Origin of the sequence: uncultured Sphingomonas sp. (assembly GCF_913777625.1) — a bacterium.
Taxonomy (GTDB): domain Bacteria; phylum Pseudomonadota; class Alphaproteobacteria; order Sphingomonadales; family Sphingomonadaceae; genus Sphingomonas.
The window spans coordinates 16,300-31,886 of record NZ_CAJYTI010000036.1; the positions used below are offsets into that span (position 1 = coordinate 16,300).

Annotated in this window: 15 protein-coding genes and 1 riboswitch; of the genes, 9 read left to right on the forward strand and 6 right to left on the reverse strand. The window is 68.1% G+C overall.

Annotation, left to right across the window (positions count from 1 at the left end):
• Window positions 1-60: 60 nt before the first annotated feature.
• From ftsE to QZ814_RS16800, 4 genes are read left to right on the forward strand one after another with little or no spacing between them, the layout of a single operon-like run.
• Window positions 61-762 (forward strand): cell division ATP-binding protein FtsE, encoded by a 702-nt coding sequence (gene ftsE, locus QZ814_RS16785; protein ID WP_294334424.1) that lies wholly within the window; start codon window positions 61-63, stop codon window positions 760-762.
• Window positions 759-1,643, forward strand: coding sequence for a permease (locus QZ814_RS16790; protein WP_294334426.1), 885 nt, complete (start codon window positions 759-761; stop codon window positions 1,641-1,643). Before ftsE ends, QZ814_RS16790 begins: the two co-directional genes overlap by 4 nt.
• The gene (locus tag QZ814_RS16795) at window positions 1,640-2,179 is read left to right on the forward strand and encodes a YdcF family protein (protein ID WP_294334428.1); all 540 of its coding nucleotides are present in this window, start codon (window positions 1,640-1,642) and stop codon (window positions 2,177-2,179) included. The genes QZ814_RS16790 and QZ814_RS16795 overlap by 4 nt, the downstream gene beginning before the upstream one ends.
• Window positions 2,179-2,862: a lysophospholipid acyltransferase family protein gene (locus QZ814_RS16800; protein ID WP_294334430.1), complete on the forward strand. Its 684-nt coding sequence runs from the start codon at window positions 2,179-2,181 to the stop codon at window positions 2,860-2,862. Before QZ814_RS16795 ends, QZ814_RS16800 begins: the two co-directional genes overlap by 1 nt.
• 3 nt (window positions 2,863-2,865) lie before the next feature.
• Here the strand turns inward: QZ814_RS16800 and QZ814_RS16805 are convergent, their stop codons facing one another.
• The 4 genes from QZ814_RS16805 to crtY form a co-directional block, all read right to left on the reverse strand.
• A complete protein-coding gene (locus tag QZ814_RS16805) occupies window positions 2,866-3,789 on the reverse strand; it encodes a phytoene/squalene synthase family protein (RefSeq protein ID WP_294334432.1) in 924 nt (307 codons plus the stop codon).
• Window positions 3,789-4,370 (reverse strand): TIGR00730 family Rossman fold protein, encoded by a 582-nt coding sequence (locus QZ814_RS16810; RefSeq protein ID WP_294334433.1) that lies wholly within the window; start codon window positions 4,368-4,370, stop codon window positions 3,789-3,791. Before QZ814_RS16810 ends, QZ814_RS16805 begins: the two co-directional genes overlap by 1 nt.
• A 189-nt stretch (window positions 4,371-4,559) precedes the next feature.
• Window positions 4,560-6,038, reverse strand: a complete 1,479-nt coding sequence (locus tag QZ814_RS16815) for a phytoene desaturase (protein ID WP_294334434.1) — start codon at window positions 6,036-6,038, stop codon at window positions 4,560-4,562.
• Window positions 6,038-7,195, reverse strand: a complete 1,158-nt coding sequence (gene crtY, locus QZ814_RS16820; RefSeq protein WP_294334436.1) for a lycopene beta-cyclase CrtY — start codon at window positions 7,193-7,195, stop codon at window positions 6,038-6,040. The genes QZ814_RS16815 and crtY overlap by 1 nt, the downstream gene beginning before the upstream one ends.
• 199 nt (window positions 7,196-7,394) lie before the next feature.
• Here crtY and QZ814_RS16825 point away from each other — a divergent pair, with 199 nt between their 5' ends.
• Window positions 7,395-8,198 (forward strand): PEPxxWA-CTERM sorting domain-containing protein, encoded by an 804-nt coding sequence (locus QZ814_RS16825; RefSeq protein ID WP_294334437.1) that lies wholly within the window; start codon window positions 7,395-7,397, stop codon window positions 8,196-8,198.
• Window positions 8,199-8,242: 44 nt separating this feature from the next.
• Here the strand turns inward: QZ814_RS16825 and QZ814_RS16830 are convergent, their stop codons facing one another.
• Window positions 8,243-10,708 (reverse strand): TonB-dependent receptor, encoded by a 2,466-nt coding sequence (locus tag QZ814_RS16830; RefSeq protein WP_294334438.1) that lies wholly within the window; start codon window positions 10,706-10,708, stop codon window positions 8,243-8,245.
• A 182-nt stretch (window positions 10,709-10,890) separates the two neighbouring features.
• Window positions 10,891-11,319 carry a hypothetical protein gene (locus tag QZ814_RS16835; protein ID WP_294334439.1) on the reverse strand — a complete coding sequence of 143 codons (429 nt, stop codon included), beginning with the start codon at window positions 11,317-11,319 and terminating at the stop codon, window positions 10,891-10,893.
• An 81-nt stretch (window positions 11,320-11,400) separates the two neighbouring features.
• Here QZ814_RS16835 and QZ814_RS16840 point away from each other — a divergent pair, with 81 nt between their 5' ends.
• From QZ814_RS16840 to thiC, 4 genes are all read left to right on the forward strand, one after another.
• Window positions 11,401-12,198, forward strand: coding sequence for a sterol desaturase family protein (locus QZ814_RS16840; RefSeq protein ID WP_294334441.1), 798 nt, complete (start codon window positions 11,401-11,403; stop codon window positions 12,196-12,198).
• Entirely contained in the window at window positions 12,122-12,547 is a 426-nt protein-coding gene (locus QZ814_RS16845; RefSeq protein WP_294334443.1) for a DUF2141 domain-containing protein, read from the forward strand. The genes QZ814_RS16840 and QZ814_RS16845 overlap by 77 nt, the downstream gene beginning before the upstream one ends.
• A gap of 66 nt (window positions 12,548-12,613) precedes the next feature.
• Window positions 12,614-13,471 (forward strand): MipA/OmpV family protein, encoded by an 858-nt coding sequence (locus QZ814_RS16850; RefSeq protein ID WP_294334444.1) that lies wholly within the window; start codon window positions 12,614-12,616, stop codon window positions 13,469-13,471.
• A gap of 40 nt (window positions 13,472-13,511) precedes the next feature.
• Window positions 13,512-13,622: riboswitch (TPP riboswitch) on the forward strand.
• A gap of 45 nt (window positions 13,623-13,667) precedes the next feature.
• Complete coding sequence (gene thiC / locus QZ814_RS16855; RefSeq protein ID WP_294334446.1) at window positions 13,668-15,545, forward strand: phosphomethylpyrimidine synthase ThiC; 1,878 nt, start codon at window positions 13,668-13,670, stop codon at window positions 15,543-15,545.
• Window positions 15,546-15,587 lie beyond the last annotated feature (42 nt).

Consider the following 15,587-nt stretch of genomic DNA (forward strand, 5'->3'; position numbering starts at 1 on the left):
GCAGGGCCTGTGCGATGGCGGGAGCGACCCCAAGCAACAGGAGGCCGGGCCGCACGGCGCATGGGCAATATCGTGCACTTCGAAAATGTCGGCCTGCGCTATGGGACCGGACCGGAAACGCTGTCGGACGTGAGCTTCACGCTGGCGGCGGGCGGCTTCTATTTCCTCACCGGCGCGAGCGGCGCGGGCAAGACCTCGCTGCTGAAGCTGCTCTATCTCGCCCAGCGGCCGACGCGGGGCGCGGTGCGGCTGTTCGGCGAGGATGCCGGCGCCCTGCCGCGCGCGCGGTTGCCCGGCTTTCGCCGCCGCATCGGCGTGGTGTTCCAGGATTTCCGCCTGCTCCCCCAGCTTTCCGCCTATGACAATGTCGCGCTGCCGCTGCGCGTGGCGGGCGTGCGCGAGAGCGAGATCGAGGCGCCGGTGATGGAGATGCTCGCCTGGGTGGGGCTGAGTGCGCGCGTCACCGCCCGGCCGCCGACGCTCTCGGGCGGCGAACAGCAGCGTATCGCCATTGCCCGCGCGGTGATCGCCCGGCCCGAAATCCTCGTCGCCGACGAGCCGACCGGCAACGTCGATCCCGAGATGGCCGACCGGCTGCTCCATTTGTTCGAGGCACTGAACCGGCTGGGCACCACCATCGTCGTCGCCACCCACGATCTGCACCTGATCGGCCGCATCCCGCGCGCGCAGCTGATGCGGATGGAGAAGGGACGGTTGATCGACCCGACCGGGCTGCTTCGCCACCCGCCGGGGGCGGCATGAACGGCTTCCGGCACCGTGCCGCGATCGACCTGCGGCTGCTGGGGCAGGGCCAGCGCAGCTGGGTGATGGCGGGGATCATGGCGATCATGCTGTTCCTCACCGTGCTTGCCGGCGCGCTGGGGCTGGGCGTGGCGCGTTCCGCGAACGGGCTCGATCGCCAGCTCGCCGGGCAGCTGACGGTGCAGCTGGTCGAGACCGACGTCACGGTACGCGACGCGCGGGCGAAGGCGCTGGTCGCGGCGATCGCCAGGGTGCCGGGGGTGACCCGGGTGCGCGAGGCCGATCGCGCCGAACTCGCCGCGCTGCTGAAACCGTGGCTGGGCGATGCCGGGCTCGATCCCGACCTGCCGATGCCGGTGCTGATCGACGTGACCGGCGCGCGCGACGTGACCGCCCCGGTCACCGCCGCCGCCCGCGCCGTGGCGCCGCAGGTGCGGGTGGACAGCAGCGCGCGCTGGCTTGCGCCGGTGCGCGGGCTGCTCTCCGCCCTGTTCTGGGTGGCGATCGGGCTGGTGCTGGTGATCGCGGCCGCAACCGCGGGCGTGGCGCTGCTTGTCGCGCGTGCGGGGCTGGACACGCACCGCGATACGATCGACGTGCTGCATATGCTGGGTTCGACCGATCTTCAGGTAGCGCGCCTGCTTCAGCGGCGCATCGCGCGGGACACGCTGCTCGGCGGTGCGATCGGCACGCTGGCGGCGCTTGCGCTGGTCGCCCTGTTCCAGACCAAGCTGGCGCTGCTGGGATCGGACGTGCTGGGCGGCGCCACGCTGGCGGCGATCGACTGGACGCTGCTGCTCCTGCTGCCGATCGGCTTTGCGCTGCTGGCGACGGTGGCGACGCGGCTCACCGTGCTGCGCACGCTGGGGCTGAAGCTGTGATCCGCCGGCTGTTCCAGCTGCTGCTGCTGGCGGCGGTCGCCTGGGGCGCGGGCTTCGCGCTGTTCCTCTACAATCTCGGCAAGCCGCTCGGCGCGCATCCGACCGACGCGATCGTGGTGCTGACCGGCGGCCCCGGGCGCATTCAGCGCGGGCTCGATGCGCTGCGCCGCGAGGATGCCAGGCGAATGCTGGTCAGCGGGGTCAATCCCACGGTGCGCCCGCGCGAGCTGGCGGCGCAGTTCCCCGCCGATCGCGCGCTGTTCCGCTGCTGCGTCGATCTCGGCCATGAGGCGGTCGACACCCGCTCCAACGCCGACGAGACCGGCCGCTGGGTGCACGAGCATGGCTATCGCAGCATTCGGCTGGTCACTTCCGATTGGCACATGACGCGCGCCCGGCTGGAGTTGCGCCATGTGCTGGCCGACGTCACCATCGTCGGCGACGGCGTACCCAGCCGCCCGGGCTGGCGAATGCTGCTGCGCGAATATCACAAATATCTGGTGCGCCGGGGGGCGCTCCTGCTGGGGGTCGATTGATGGACGCACTGCGTACCTGGGGGTTTCGGTTTTTCTTCTACGGCATGTCGATCGTGATGGTGCTGCTGGTGCCGGTGGTGGCGCTGTTCGGCACGCGGGTGCTGCGCGCCCATGCCGATTGCTGGGCGTGGCAGCTGCAATGGCTGGTGCGGCACATCGTCGGCGCGCGGGTGCGGATCGAAGGGGCGGTGCCGGACGGGCAGCTGCTGTTCGCCGCCAAGCATGAAAGCTATTTCGAGGCGCTCGAACTCACCCGGATGCTCGGCTCGCCCGCGACGGTGATGAAGCGCGAGCTCACCAAGATCCCGCTCTGGGGCTGGGCGGCGCAGCGCTACGGCACGATCGTCGTCGACCGCGAGGCGAATGCGGCGGCATTGCGCTCGATGATGCGCGAGGCGCAGAAGGCGCGCGCGACCGGACGTTCGGTGCTGATCTTCCCCGAGGGCACGCGGGTGCCGCCGGGCGAGATGCCGCCGCTGCGCTCGGGCTTTGCCGGCCTGTATCGCGCGCTCGACCTGCCGGTGGTGCCGGTGGCGGTGCAGAGCGGCGCGGTGTGGCCGCGCAAGGGGCTGATGCACAAGGGTGAGATCGTCTTCCACTTCGGCGAGGCGATCCCCGCCGGCCTGCCCCGCCGCGAGGTCGAGGCGCGGGTCCACGCAGCGATCAACGCGCTGAACGGCTGAGCCTCAGCGCGGCCGGGTCCACAGACCCGCGGGGCGCGGTGTCGGTGCGCGGCGGCGGGCGGCGCCCCAGGCCTTGAGGATCGCCGCGAGCTTCTCGCCGCCCGAGGTGGTGGTGCGGCTGTCCCAGGCGCTGGCCCCCCGTGCGCGCACTTTCCGCGCGATGCCGCCATAGATGTCCGCCGCCGCCAGCACCGCCCAGGCCGAGCGGAACGACAAGGCCGCCGCACCGCCGCGCGCGCTGATCTCGTAGCCCTCGGCGCGATCCGCGAGCCGGGTGCCGAGGATGGCGAGAGCGTTGCGGTCGGCCAGCGGGTTCTCGGCCGTCAGCCCCACTTCCGCCAGCCAGTCGGCGGGCAGATAGCAGCGCCCGGCCCCGGCATCCTCGCCGATGTCGCGGGCGATGTTGGCGAGCTGGAAGGCAAGGCCGAGGTCGCAGGCGCGGTCGAGCACCGCATCGTCGTCCGGCGCCACCCCCATCACCACCGCCATCATGCAGCCGACGACGCCGGCGACATGGTAGCAATAGCGCAGCAGATCGTCCTCGGTCCGCGGCCGCCAGCCGTCCGCATCGAGCGCGAAGCCGTCGATCAGGTCCCAGGCGAAGCGGTGCGGCATGCCGGTTTCGAGCACCACGATGCGCAGCGCATCGAACGCGGCATCGCCCACCCATTCGCCCGCCAGCGCCGCGGCGGTCCGCTCGCGGACTTCCGCGAGCCGTGCCTGCGGGTCCTCGACCACCGACATGCCATGGCCATGGTCCTGCCCGTCGGCGATGTCGTCGCAGCGGCGGCACCAGGCATAGAGCAGCCAGGCGCGCTCGCGGGTTGCCGGATCGAACAGCTTGCTCGCCGCCGCGAAGCTGCGCGAGCCGCGGGCGATCGATTCGCCCGCGGTCGCGACGATCGCATCGCGGCCGGGATAGCGCATTACAGCTGTTCGCGGCGCAGCTGCGCGATCGGCACCACCGGCTGGGCCTCGGCCATCTTGGTCAGCAGCCCGTCGATCGTCGAATCGACCAGCAGCAGCCCCTGGTGCTGCGGGCGGACGAAGCCGACCGTTCCCATATGCTCCCAGAACTCGACGAGCTTGTCGTAATAGCCGGCGATGTTGAGCAGGCCGATCGGATCGGCATGATAGCCGAGCTGCGCCCAGCTCATCGCCTCCCACAGCTCGTCCATCGTGCCGGTGCCGCCGGGCAGGTTGATGAAGCCGTCGGCCAGTTCGGTGAAGCGCGCCTTGCGCTCGTGCATCGTCTCGCAGACTTCGAGGGAGGTCAGGCCCCGGTGCGCGACCTCGGCATTGACCAGCAGCGTCGGGATCACGCCGATCACCTCGCCGCCGGCCTCGAGCGCCGCATCGGCGACCGCGCCCATCAGCCCCAGGCGACCGCCGCCATAGACGACGCCGATGCCGCGCTCGGCAAGGGTGCGGCCAAGGGAACGGGCGGCTTCGATATAGACCGGATCGGCCGGGCTGGCCGAACCGCAATAGACGGCGATACGCTTCATTTCATGCTCCTGTGGCGGGGCTGATAGCGTGTTTTGGCCGGGAGCGAGAGGGGTTTCGAAGGAGGGAATAGAAGCCCCTCCCCTTCAGGGGAGGGGTTGGGGTGGGGCTGTGTCTCACCGAGACCAACAAGCGTTCTGGAATCCCTCCACCCCTAACCCCTCCTCCCAGGAGGAGGGGCTGAAGTTGGTTCACGCCATCTCGCCCAGCATCAGCTCGGCCGTCGCCTTGGCGCTGCCCACCACACCCGGAATGCCCGCACCGGGGTGCGTGCCGGCCCCCACGAAATACAGGTTCGAGATCGCGTCATCGCGGTTGTGCACGCGGAACCACGCGCTCTGCGTCAGGATCGGCTCCAGGCTGAAGCCCGAGCCGTGATGCGCGGCGAGGTCGTCGCGGAAGTCGGTGGGCGCATAATGGAACTTGGTGACGATCCGCTCGGCCAGGTCCGGGATCAGCCGGCGCTGGACCTCGGCGAGAATGCGCGCCTCCAGGATCGGCCCCACCTCGCTCCAGTCGGCCGGGAACTTGCCGAGATGCGGCACCGGCGCCAGCGCGTAGAAGGTCGAATGGCCCTCCGGCGCCATGCTCGGGTCCGAGGCGCTGGGGTGGTGGAGGTAGAGCGAGAAGTCCTCGCTCACCACGCCGTTGGTATAGATGTCGTCGAGCAGCCCCTTATAGCGCGGCCCGAACAGGATCATGTGGTGCGGGATATCGGGGAAGGTGCCCCGCAGCCCGAAATGCACCACGAACAGCGAGGGCGAGAAACGCTTGTTGACCAGGCGGTTCGCCGTCCGCTGGGCGCTGCGCGAGTTGCGCAGCAGGTCGCGGTAGCTGTGGACGATGTCGGCGTTGCTCGCCACGGCATCGACCTCGACCTCGAAGCCGCTCTTGGTGCGCACGCCCACGACGCGGTCGCCCAGCGTCAGGATTTCGTCGACCGGGTCGCCGATGCGCACCGTGCCGCCCAGCCGCTCGAAATGCCGGATCATGCCGGCAATCAGCCGGTTGGTGCCGCCCTCGGCCCACCACACGCCGCCGTCGCGTTCCAGCTTGTGGATCAGCGCATAGATGCTGCTGGTCGCCATCGGATTGCCGCCGACGAGCAGGGTGTGGAACGACAGCGCCTCGCGCAGCTTCTCGTTCTTCACGAAGCCGGAGACGACCGAATAGACCGAGCGCCAGGCCTGGTGCTGCATCAGCGCGGGCGCCGCCTTGAGCATCGACTTGAAGTCGAGGAACGCCTTGGCGCCCAGCTTCACATAGCCTTCCTCGTAGACGCTCGCCGAATAGTCGAGGAACTTGCGATAGCCGGCGAGGTCGTTGGCATCGAGCTTGGCGATCTCGCCGGCCAGGATCGCGTCATCGTTGGTATAGTCGAAGGTCGTTCCGTCGGGCCAGGACAGGCGGTAGAAGGGCGTGACCGGCTTGAGCGTCACGTCTTCCGAAATGTCGTGGCCCGAGAGGCGCCACAGCTCCTTCAGTGCGTCCGGATCGGTGATCACGGTCGGGCCGCCGTCGAAGGTGAAGCCGTCGCGCTCCCAATAATAGGCGCGGCCGCCGGGCTTGTCCCGCGCCTCGATCACGGTGGTGTCGACGCCCGCGGATTGCAGGCGAATGGCGAGGGCGAGGCCGCCGAACCCGGCGCCGATCACGACTGCGCGGCGCATCAGCGGCCCCAGATCGCGGAAAGCGCGCGACCGACGGGTACCGGCGGCTTGCCCGAAAGCACCCGCACGCGATCGCCGAAGGTCGACTGGCCGGCATAGAAGCGCTGGATCAGATCTGCATCCAGACGGTAGAATCGTTCCAGCACGCGATAGCGCTCCTCGGGTTCGGCCGCCTTGAACAGCATCGCGGCGAGCATGCGATAGAAGCCGCGCTTGCGCCAGAGCGTGCGGGAATAGCCATACAGCATTTGGTGCAGCGCCTCGCCCGAATAGTCGCGCGCGTCGGCGATCAGCGCGGCGGTGCGGATCGCATCGGGGAAGGAATAGCCAGTCATCGGGTGGAAGAGCCCGGCCTTCATCCCCGCCTTGGCGATGCCGCGCCCGCCGGCTGCCCAATAGGCGGCATGGTCGCCGCCCATCGCGACCGGCAGGCTGCCCACTTCCTCGCGAAGCACCCGATCGACCTGCCAGCCGGCCGCGTCTGCGTACGCTTCGATCCGGTCGCCGGTGGCGAGGATGTCGAGCGACGGCGTGTCGCTGTAATAGGTATCCTCGACAAACATCCGCGTCGGGCTGAACGGCAGGCAGTAGACGAAGCGATAGCCGTCGATCTGCGGCACCGTCGCGTCCATGATGATCGGCCGGGTGACGTCGTGGAGGTCGGTGAGTGCCAGTTCCGCGCCGTGGAATTTCTGCCAGCCGAGCTGCAGCGCGCTGGTGTCGCCCACCCCGCGGCAGTCGATCACGCCCTCGGCCTCGACCAGGTCGCCGTCTGCCAGCGCGACCGCAGTGGGAGTGATGTCCGCCGCCTCGCGTTCGAGCAGCAGGCTCTTCTCGCCCAGCGTGTCGCGCACCACGCGATCGAAATGCTCGGAATCGACCGAATAGTAGCGCGCCGGCAGGCTGCGATAATGGCCGGGAAAGGCAACGTCATAGCCGTTCCAGCCATGGCCGATCAGCGGCGCGGCGAGCCAGCGATGCTCGGGCGCGACATCGTCGGCAAAGAACGACCAGAGGTGATTGCCGCCGATCCGCGCCGAGCCTTCGATCAGCCGGACGGTGCAATCGGGTTTCTTCTTCCGGATTGCCAGCGCGATAAGCCCGCCGGCAAGGCCGCCGCCGACAATGGCGACGTCACAACTGATGGTTGAAGGCATGTGCGTCCGCCTAGCCCAAGGCCGGGGGTGTGGGAACCCCGGCCGTGGGGGGGCTGCGGGGAAACGGTCGCTGGCCGGGGGCGCTCTGGCGCGCCGCGCAGGGTTCATTTTCTTTTAATACTCGTCACACGCCTTGCACACTCGGCCTCTAGGTCCGTCCCACCGCCCAGGCGGTTTGTGAACTAGGGGAACCAAAGCAATGTCGAACAAGCTCTTTGGCGCGACGCTCGTCGCTGCCACGCTGCTCGCCGCGTCTGGCGCGCACGCCCAGGTTGCGCTGACCACCAAGACCTACACGCAGGACTTCAACACCCTCGCCACCAGCGGCACCAGCAAGCTGCTGCCGACCGGCTGGCAGCTGGACGAGCGCGGCACCAGCGCCCCGGGGTCCGACGACGCCTATGCGACCACGAACGCCAACACCGGCACTGCCTATGCCTTCGGCAGCGGCACCGAGCGCGCGCTGGGCAGCGTCACCTCGGGTAATGCCACCCCGATCCTGTTCGGCGCCTTCTTCACCAACGCGCTGGGCGGCACGATTGAGTCGATCGCGCTCGACTATTTCGGTGAGCAGTGGCGCCTGGGCAGCGCCAAGACCGATGTGCTGAGCTTCGAATATTCGCTGAACGCCACGTCGCTGTCGAACGGCAGCTGGACCGCGTTCAAGGCGCTCGACTTCGCCAGCATCAAGAACGGCACCGGCTCGGGCAGCGCGAGCAGCGCGCTCGACGGCAATGCCGCGGCGAACCGCAAGGAAATCATCGGGACGATCACCGGCCTCACCATCGCCAACGGCAGCGGCTTCGCGATCCGCTGGACCGATCGCGACGTCGACGGATCGGATCACGGCCTGGCGATCGACGATCTGAAGCTTACGGCGGCGCTCGCGTCGCCCCCGCCGAGCGGCGTGCCGGAACCGGCCGCCTGGGCGATGCTGATCGGCGGCTTCGGCCTCGCCGGTGCAGCGCTGCGCCGCCGCCCGGCGCAGGTTGCCCGCGCCTGAACCCGCAGGAGGAGGCGCCGGGCCGACCGGCGCCTCCTTCGTCTTCAAAAGTCCAGCTTGGCCGAGAGCGACACGGTGCGGCCGTTGATCGAGCGGCCCCAGCCGATGCCGTTGGCCGGCACTTCGCTCTGGTTGAACTCGAAGAAGCCGACCTGGTCGAACAGGTTGCTCGCGTTCACCATCACCCGCACCCGGTCGATCGGCTTCACCACCAGGAAGGCGTTGACCACGGTGAAGCCCGGCATCTTGAGCAGGTTGCTGTCCTGCGCATAGCTGCTGGTGATCGTCACCACGTTCGCGCCCAGCGTGACGCGGCGCAGCTCGATCTGCGGCGTGGCCTCCAGCGTCCAGGCCGGCTGGTGGCGGGGCTCCTTGCCGGTCAGCGTCGGGTCGAGCTTGTCCTGGGTGATCTTGGCGGTGGTGTAGGTCGCGCCCGCCGTGATGCTGAAGATACCCCGGCGATAGCCGCCTTCCATTTCCACGCCGGTCGCACGGTAGCTGCGGATGGTCTGGTTGGCCGATCCGTTGAGGACATTGTGGTCGTCCGCCGTGGCGCGGAAGGCGGTGACGTTCAGCGTCGCGCCGGCGTGGCGGAACTTGAAGCCGCCTTCAAGCTGGCGGACCTCGTCATATTTGTCGCCCGCGTTGGGCACCCCGCCGGTGATCGCGCTCACCGCCGGCGTGAACAGGATCTTGTCGGCATTGGCGCGCGCGCCGCGGCTGTAGCGGGCGAACACCGAGAAGGGCTCGGCGACGCGGTAGTTGATGCCGCTCGAATAGCTCCAATAGCCGTAGTTATAGTTGACCGGCGCCGGCTTATCGAGCGGCAGATAGGCGACGCGGGTTTCCGGCGCGGAGATGATGCCGTTGCCGTTGATGTCGTAGCTGATCAGGCCCACCCGGCCGCCGCCCAGATCGGCGCCGACCAGCGAGCCGCGCACCCGCCCGCGATCATAGCGGACGCTGCCGCCGATCGAGAGCTTGCCGACATGGTAGTTCACCGAGCCATAGGGCGCGAGAATGTCGTACGACACGTCGAAGATGCGGCGGAACTTGCTGCCGTTGCGGCTGAAGGTGTAATAGCCGTTCTGGGTCTGGGCGACACCGGCCGCGCTGGTGATATTGACCATCGCGGTTTGGGCATTCCCTGCCACATCGGTGTCGATGCCCGAGTGCAGCCAGGTCGCGTTGAGCTTCTGGTTGGCCTTGTAGAGCCCGCCGGTGACGGTGAGGTCGCCCTTGCCCATCTTCCAGACCCGCGTCGCGCGGATGTCGTTGGTGAAGTTGTCGAGCGAACCGATCCGCGTCTGCGCCATGTAGTTGAACGAGAGCAGCCCGTTGCCGTTGGCGTTCACCGGCACCAGCTGGCCGATGTTCGGGCCGCTGGCATAGGTCGCCACCGCTCCCGCGCCGGCCTGCGAGGCGGCGATGGTGGCGATCGGTGCGACGTTCGACGGGAAGACGCGCAGGAAATCGCCAGAATTGACCGAGTAGCGCGCGCGCTCGCTGATCGTGAAGCCGGCGACGTCGAACTGCGCCTCGAGGCCGATCGACTTGCTCTTGGCGTGCATGCCGTTGGCGACGTCGAACCGGGCGAGCTGGTTGTTGGCGTCCAGCGTCGTCACCGGGCCGATAAAGGGCGAGAGCAGCGAGTCCTTGCGGATGTCGAAGCCGGTCACGCTGCCGACGACCGGGTTGTCGTTCGTGCCGGTGATCCGGATCGGATAGGGCGCGAAGGTCGGCGAGCGATCGTCCAGCCACTTGCCGCTGACGCGGACATAGCCGGTGGCGAACTGCTTGGTGACGTTGAAGCGGAACTGGCCGCCCTTGTAGCCGGTGAAGCCGATGTCGCGCGGGCCCTCGCCCGAGCGATAATAGCCGCCGACGTGGAAGCGCCAGCCATCGCCGATCGGCTGGCCATAATCCATGTCCACCCGCTTCTCGCCATAATCGAGGCCGGTGGTGAACTGGACCGCACCGCCGCGGGTCTCGCCGGTCTTCGAAATCAGGTTGATCAGGCCGCCCGGCGCGTTGGACGAGAAGGTCGAGCCCGAGCCGCCGCGAATCGACTCGATCGCGGCGACGTTGAAATCGGCGCGCATGAACACGTCGACGCCGACGTTGAAGATGTCGCCGAACTCGAGCACCGGCAGCCCGTCTTCCTGGAACTGCATGTATTTGGAGCCGCCGGCCGCGAGCGGCAGGCCGCGGACGGTGTAGTTGGCATTGCCCTCGCCGATGCCGCTTTCGACGCGCAGGCCCGGCATGGTGCGCAGCACATCGCCCAGCGGCCGGGGGCCAAGCTTTTCGAACTCGGCGGCGCGGAACGCGCTCGTCGAGGTGGCGCTGTCCAGCCGGTCGCGGCCCTTGGCGACGCCGGTGGAGAAGACCTCCTTCTCCGGCACCTGCGCGGCCTTGGCCGGCTTGGCATCCTCGCCGCTGGTCTGAGCGAGCGCAGGATGGACGATGGCGCTCGCGCCGAAGGCGAGCAAGAGATAGCGAAGTTTCACGACAACCACTCCCAGCGACCGTTGTTTTAGTCTTCCAGGATGCGACACTAGGAACGACGCGTTGCTAAAAGGAAACGATCGGGCTTCGTAAAACTACGATGGCATCCTATTCTGCTTGCTATTGTCAGGCCATCTTGACGGGGAGACGACGGAGTGCCCCTTCGATTGGATCCATGGTAGCGTTATCGTGAGAGGAGCTCGGCGGTACTGCGTTCCATCACCGGCGTCTCCCAGGGATGCGCTGCCAGGATTCGGCGGATGGTCGCATCGGCCGCGCTCGGATCCTCGCCCGGCACATGGATGCGGAGGATCACCGTGGGCGATCGGCTTTCGACATTCGGTGCGCCCAGGGTCGGCCGGGCGGAGTCCCCCGGCGTAAACAGTTCCCAACCAAGGCCAAGCTCGACGACGCCGTGATAGGCGCCGAAGTCGCCCAGCGGGTTTGCCTCGCGGACAATGGCCAGCATGGCCGACAGCGCCGGCTCGTCGTCGAGGCACGCTGCATCGCCCGCGGCCAGGCGACGCAGCGTCTCCGCCTGCACCGGCACGTGGAGGGTAAGGATCTGGATGCGGCGGATGCGCAGGGGCGGCGGAGACGGCGGAGGCGACATGGCAGTTTTCTCTCGTTCTGGCCGGCAACGCGGAAGGGTTCGCATTGCCGCGCGGGTTCCGAGGGCGTAGCAGGTTCGGCGATGAACATCGCGCTCGCCATCTTCGCCTCGGCGCTCGCCATGACGGTGATCGTCGGCGTGCGCTACCTTGCCGCCTCGGCCGGATTCGCGCTGGCCACGCGGCTGCGCCATCCGGGGCTCTATGCCGGGCTCGACCGGCAGATCGCCAAGGAGATCGGCTGGAGCCTCGCCTCCGCGGCGATCTATGGCATCCCCGCCGGCATCGTCGCCTGGGGGTGGAAGGCGCAAGGCTGGACGCGGATCTACGACGACGTGCACGCGATGCCGCTCTGGTATCTGCCGGTGTCGGTACTGCTCTACCTGTTCCTGCATGACAGCTGGTTCTACTGGACGCACCGGGCGATGCATGTGCCGGCGCTGTTCCGCCGCTATCACGCGGTGCACCATGCCAGCCGCCCACCCACCGCCTGGGCGGCGATGAGCTTCCACTGGGGCGAGGCGCTGTCCGGTGCGATCGTTCTTCCGCTGCTGGTCTTCGTAATTCCGATCCATGTCGGCGCACTTGGCTTGGTGCTGACGGTGATGACGGTTATGGGGGTGACCAACCACATGGGCTGGGAGATCTTCCCGGCCTGGATGTGGCGGGGGCCACTGGGGGCATGGCTGATCACGGCGAGCCATCATCAGCGCCATCACGAGCGGTACGGGTGCAATTATGGACTTTATTTCCGGTTCTGGGATCGGCTGTGCGGGACGGACCAGGGGCTGGGGCGGTTCGACCATGCGCCGGGCGGGCGCGGCGCTCGTCGCGCTGCCGCTGCTGACCAGCGCCGCGCCGCTGGCGACGCTGGAGCTTGATTTCACCAGCCTGCGCTCGACCCGCGGGCTGCTCCAGATCTGCATTGCGCCGGCCGCGAGCGAGTTTCCGGATTGCCGCGACGGCCGCGGCGCGATCAAGCGCACCATCCCGGCGAGCGACGCCAAGCTGCGCCTGACCGCGCTGGCGCCGGGCGACTATGCGGTGGCGGTGATCCACGACGCGAACGGCAACGGCAAGCTCGACACCTTCATGGGCATCCCGCGCGAAGGCTTCGGCTTTTCGCGCAACCCGGTGATCGGCTTCGGCCCGCCGCGCTTCTCCGCCGCGCGCTTCCCGCTGGAGGGCGGCAGCGACCGGCAGGAAGTGAAGCTGCGCTACCTGCTCTAGGAACTGCGCCAGCGTGCAGGCGTTGCCCGGGTTCTGATCCACACGATCCCGTTCCCGGAGTATTCCATGGTTTCGATGCGACCCGCCGCTGCCTGCGCTGCCTTTCTGCTGCCGCTGCTCGCGGCGGCCCCCGCCTTCGCGCAGCAGAGCGGCACCGACAGTCCGCCCGATCTCGACCGCGACAGCATCATGGTCGGCGTCGGCGCGGCGGTGGTGCCGAGCTACGAAGGCTCGGACAACAGCGTGATCACGGCGGTGCCAGGGGTACGCGGCCGCGTCTCGGGCATCAACTTCACGGTGCGCGGCAACCGCGCCTGGGCCGACCTGATCCCGACGCCGGGCGGCCCCGGCTGGGACTTCCAGGCCGGACCGGTAGTGAACATCAACCTCAACCGTACCTCGCGGATCGAGGATCGTCAGGTGAGCGCGCTCGGCAAGATCAAGGCGGCAGCGGAGCTGGGCGGCTTTGTCGGCATCGGCAAGCAGGGCGTGCTGACCAGCGACTATGACAAGCTGACGGTGAGCGTCGCCTATGTCCACGACGTGGGCGACATCCACAAGAGCTACGTCGTCACCCCCTCGATCGACTACGGCACGCCGCTCAGCCGCAAGGCCTATGTCGGCATCAACGCGTCGGCCGATTATGTGGGCGACGGCTATGCGCAGACCTATTTCGGCGTAACACCGGCGGGCAGCCTGCGCAGCGGCCTGCCGGTCTATAGCGCCGGCAAGGGCTGGAAGGACTGGGGCGTCACCGGCTATGCCAATGTGGCGCTCACCGGCGACCTGACCCATGGTCTCTCGGCGATCGGGGGCGTCGGCTACAGCCGCTTGCTGAACGATGCCGCGGACTCGCCGATCGTGCGGATCGCAGGCTCGCGCAACCAGCTCTACGGCCTGCTCGGTATCGCCTATACCTTCTGACGGGGGCATTGCCCGCGCGCGAACAAGTCTTTACACCACGCATCATTCCCCGGGGGACCGCTGGCGCAGCGGTTGAGAGGAGGGCTGCAGCCCTCGACCCGCTGAACCTGATCCGGTTGATACCGGCGTAGGGAGGGAGGGTCCGGTTTCCCGAGGTCCGTCTGCTCTCCGTACGTCCGCCAAGGAGTAGACGAGCATGGCCGACATCCCCGCCAAGACCGAAATCGGCGTTACCACCGGCCCCATTCGTGGCAGCCGCAAGATCCACGTCGGCAAGCACCGCGTCGCGATGCGCGAGATCCATCTCGAGCCGGGCAGCGGCGAGCCGCCGGTGCGCGTCTACGACACCTCCGGCCCTTACACCGATCCCGATGCCCGCATCGACATCATGGCCGGCCTGCCGGCGCTGCGCCGCGACTGGATCCTCGGCCGCCGCGATGTCGAAGCCTATGACGCGCGCCAGGTGCAGCCCGAGGACAATGGGCTGAAGGGCCCCGACCGCTCGGCGGGCGTGCCGCAGTTCCCGAACGTGGTGCAGCGGCCGCTGCGCGCCAAGCCGGGCATGAACGTGTCCCAGATGCACTATGCCAAGCGCGGCATCATCACGCCCGAGATGGAATATGTCGCCGAGCGCGAGAATCTCGGACGCGAGCGGCTCGCCGAATATGTCCGCGACGGGCAGGATTGGGGTGCCTCGATCCCCGATTACGTGACCCCCGAATTCGTCCGCGACGAGGTCGCGCGCGGCCGGGCGATCATCCCGAACAACGTCAACCACCCGGAAAGCGAGCCGATGGCGATCGGTCGCAACTTCCTGGTGAAGATCAACGCCAATATCGGCAATTCGGCGGTCGCCAGCGACGTCGCGTCCGAGGTCGACAAGATGGTCTGGTCGATCCGCTGGGGCGCGGACACGGTGATGGACCTCTCCACCGGCCGCAACATCCACGACACCCGCGAATGGATCCTGCGCAACTCGCCGGTGCCGATCGGCACGGTGCCGATCTACCAGGCGCTGGAGAAGGTCGGCGGCATCGCCGAGGAGCTCACCTGGGAGATCTTCCGCGACACGCTGATCGAGCAGGCCGAGCAGGGCGTCGACTATTTCACCATCCATGCCGGCGTCCGGCTGCCGTACATCCCGATGACCGCCAAGCGCGTCACCGGCATCGTCAGCCGCGGCGGCTCGATCATGGCCAAATGGTGCCTCGCGCATCACCGCGAATCGTTCCTCTACGAGCGGTTCGACGAGATCACCGAGATCATGAAGGCCTATGACATCGCCTATTCGCTGGGCGACGGCCTGCGCCCCGGCTCGATCGCCGACGCAAACGACGAGGCGCAGTTCGCCGAGCTCTACACGCTGGGCGAGCTGACCAAGCGCGCCTGGGAGCAGGACGTGCAGGTGATGATCGAAGGCCCCGGCCATGTGCCGATGCACAAGATCAAGCAGAACATGGAAAAGCAGCTCGAGGCGTGCGGCGAGGCGCCCTTCTACACGCTCGGGCCGCTGACCACCGACATCGCGCCGGGCTATGACCACATCACCAGCGGCATCGGCGCGGCGATAATCGGCTGGTACGGCACGGCGATGCTCTGCTACGTCACGCCGAAGGAGCATCTGGGCCTGCCGGACCGCGACGACGTGAAGGTGGGCGTGGTCACCTACAAGCTGGCGGCGCATGCGGCGGACCTCGCCAAGGGCCATCCGGCGGCCAAGGTGCGCGACGATGCGCTGAGCCGCGCGCGCTTCGAGTTCCGCTGGCGCGACCAGTTCAACCTGTCGCTCGATCCGGACACTGCCGAGCAGTATCACGACCAGACGCTGCCCGCCGAAGGCGCCAAGACCGCGCATTTCTGCTCGATGTGCGGGCCCAAATTCTGCTCGATGAAGATCACCCAGGAAGTGCGCGACTTCGCCGCCAAGCAGAACCAGGCGGCGGACAGCTTCCTGGCCGCGACGCCCGCAGCGGCACCCGCCGAGGCCGAGGCGGGCATGGCCGAGATGAGCAAGGTGTTCCGCGAGACCGGCAGCGAACTCTATATGGGCGCCGGCGGCCGCGAACACGACTGATCACCTGCCGATCTGCCGAATGCTGCAGGAATCCTCGCCCTC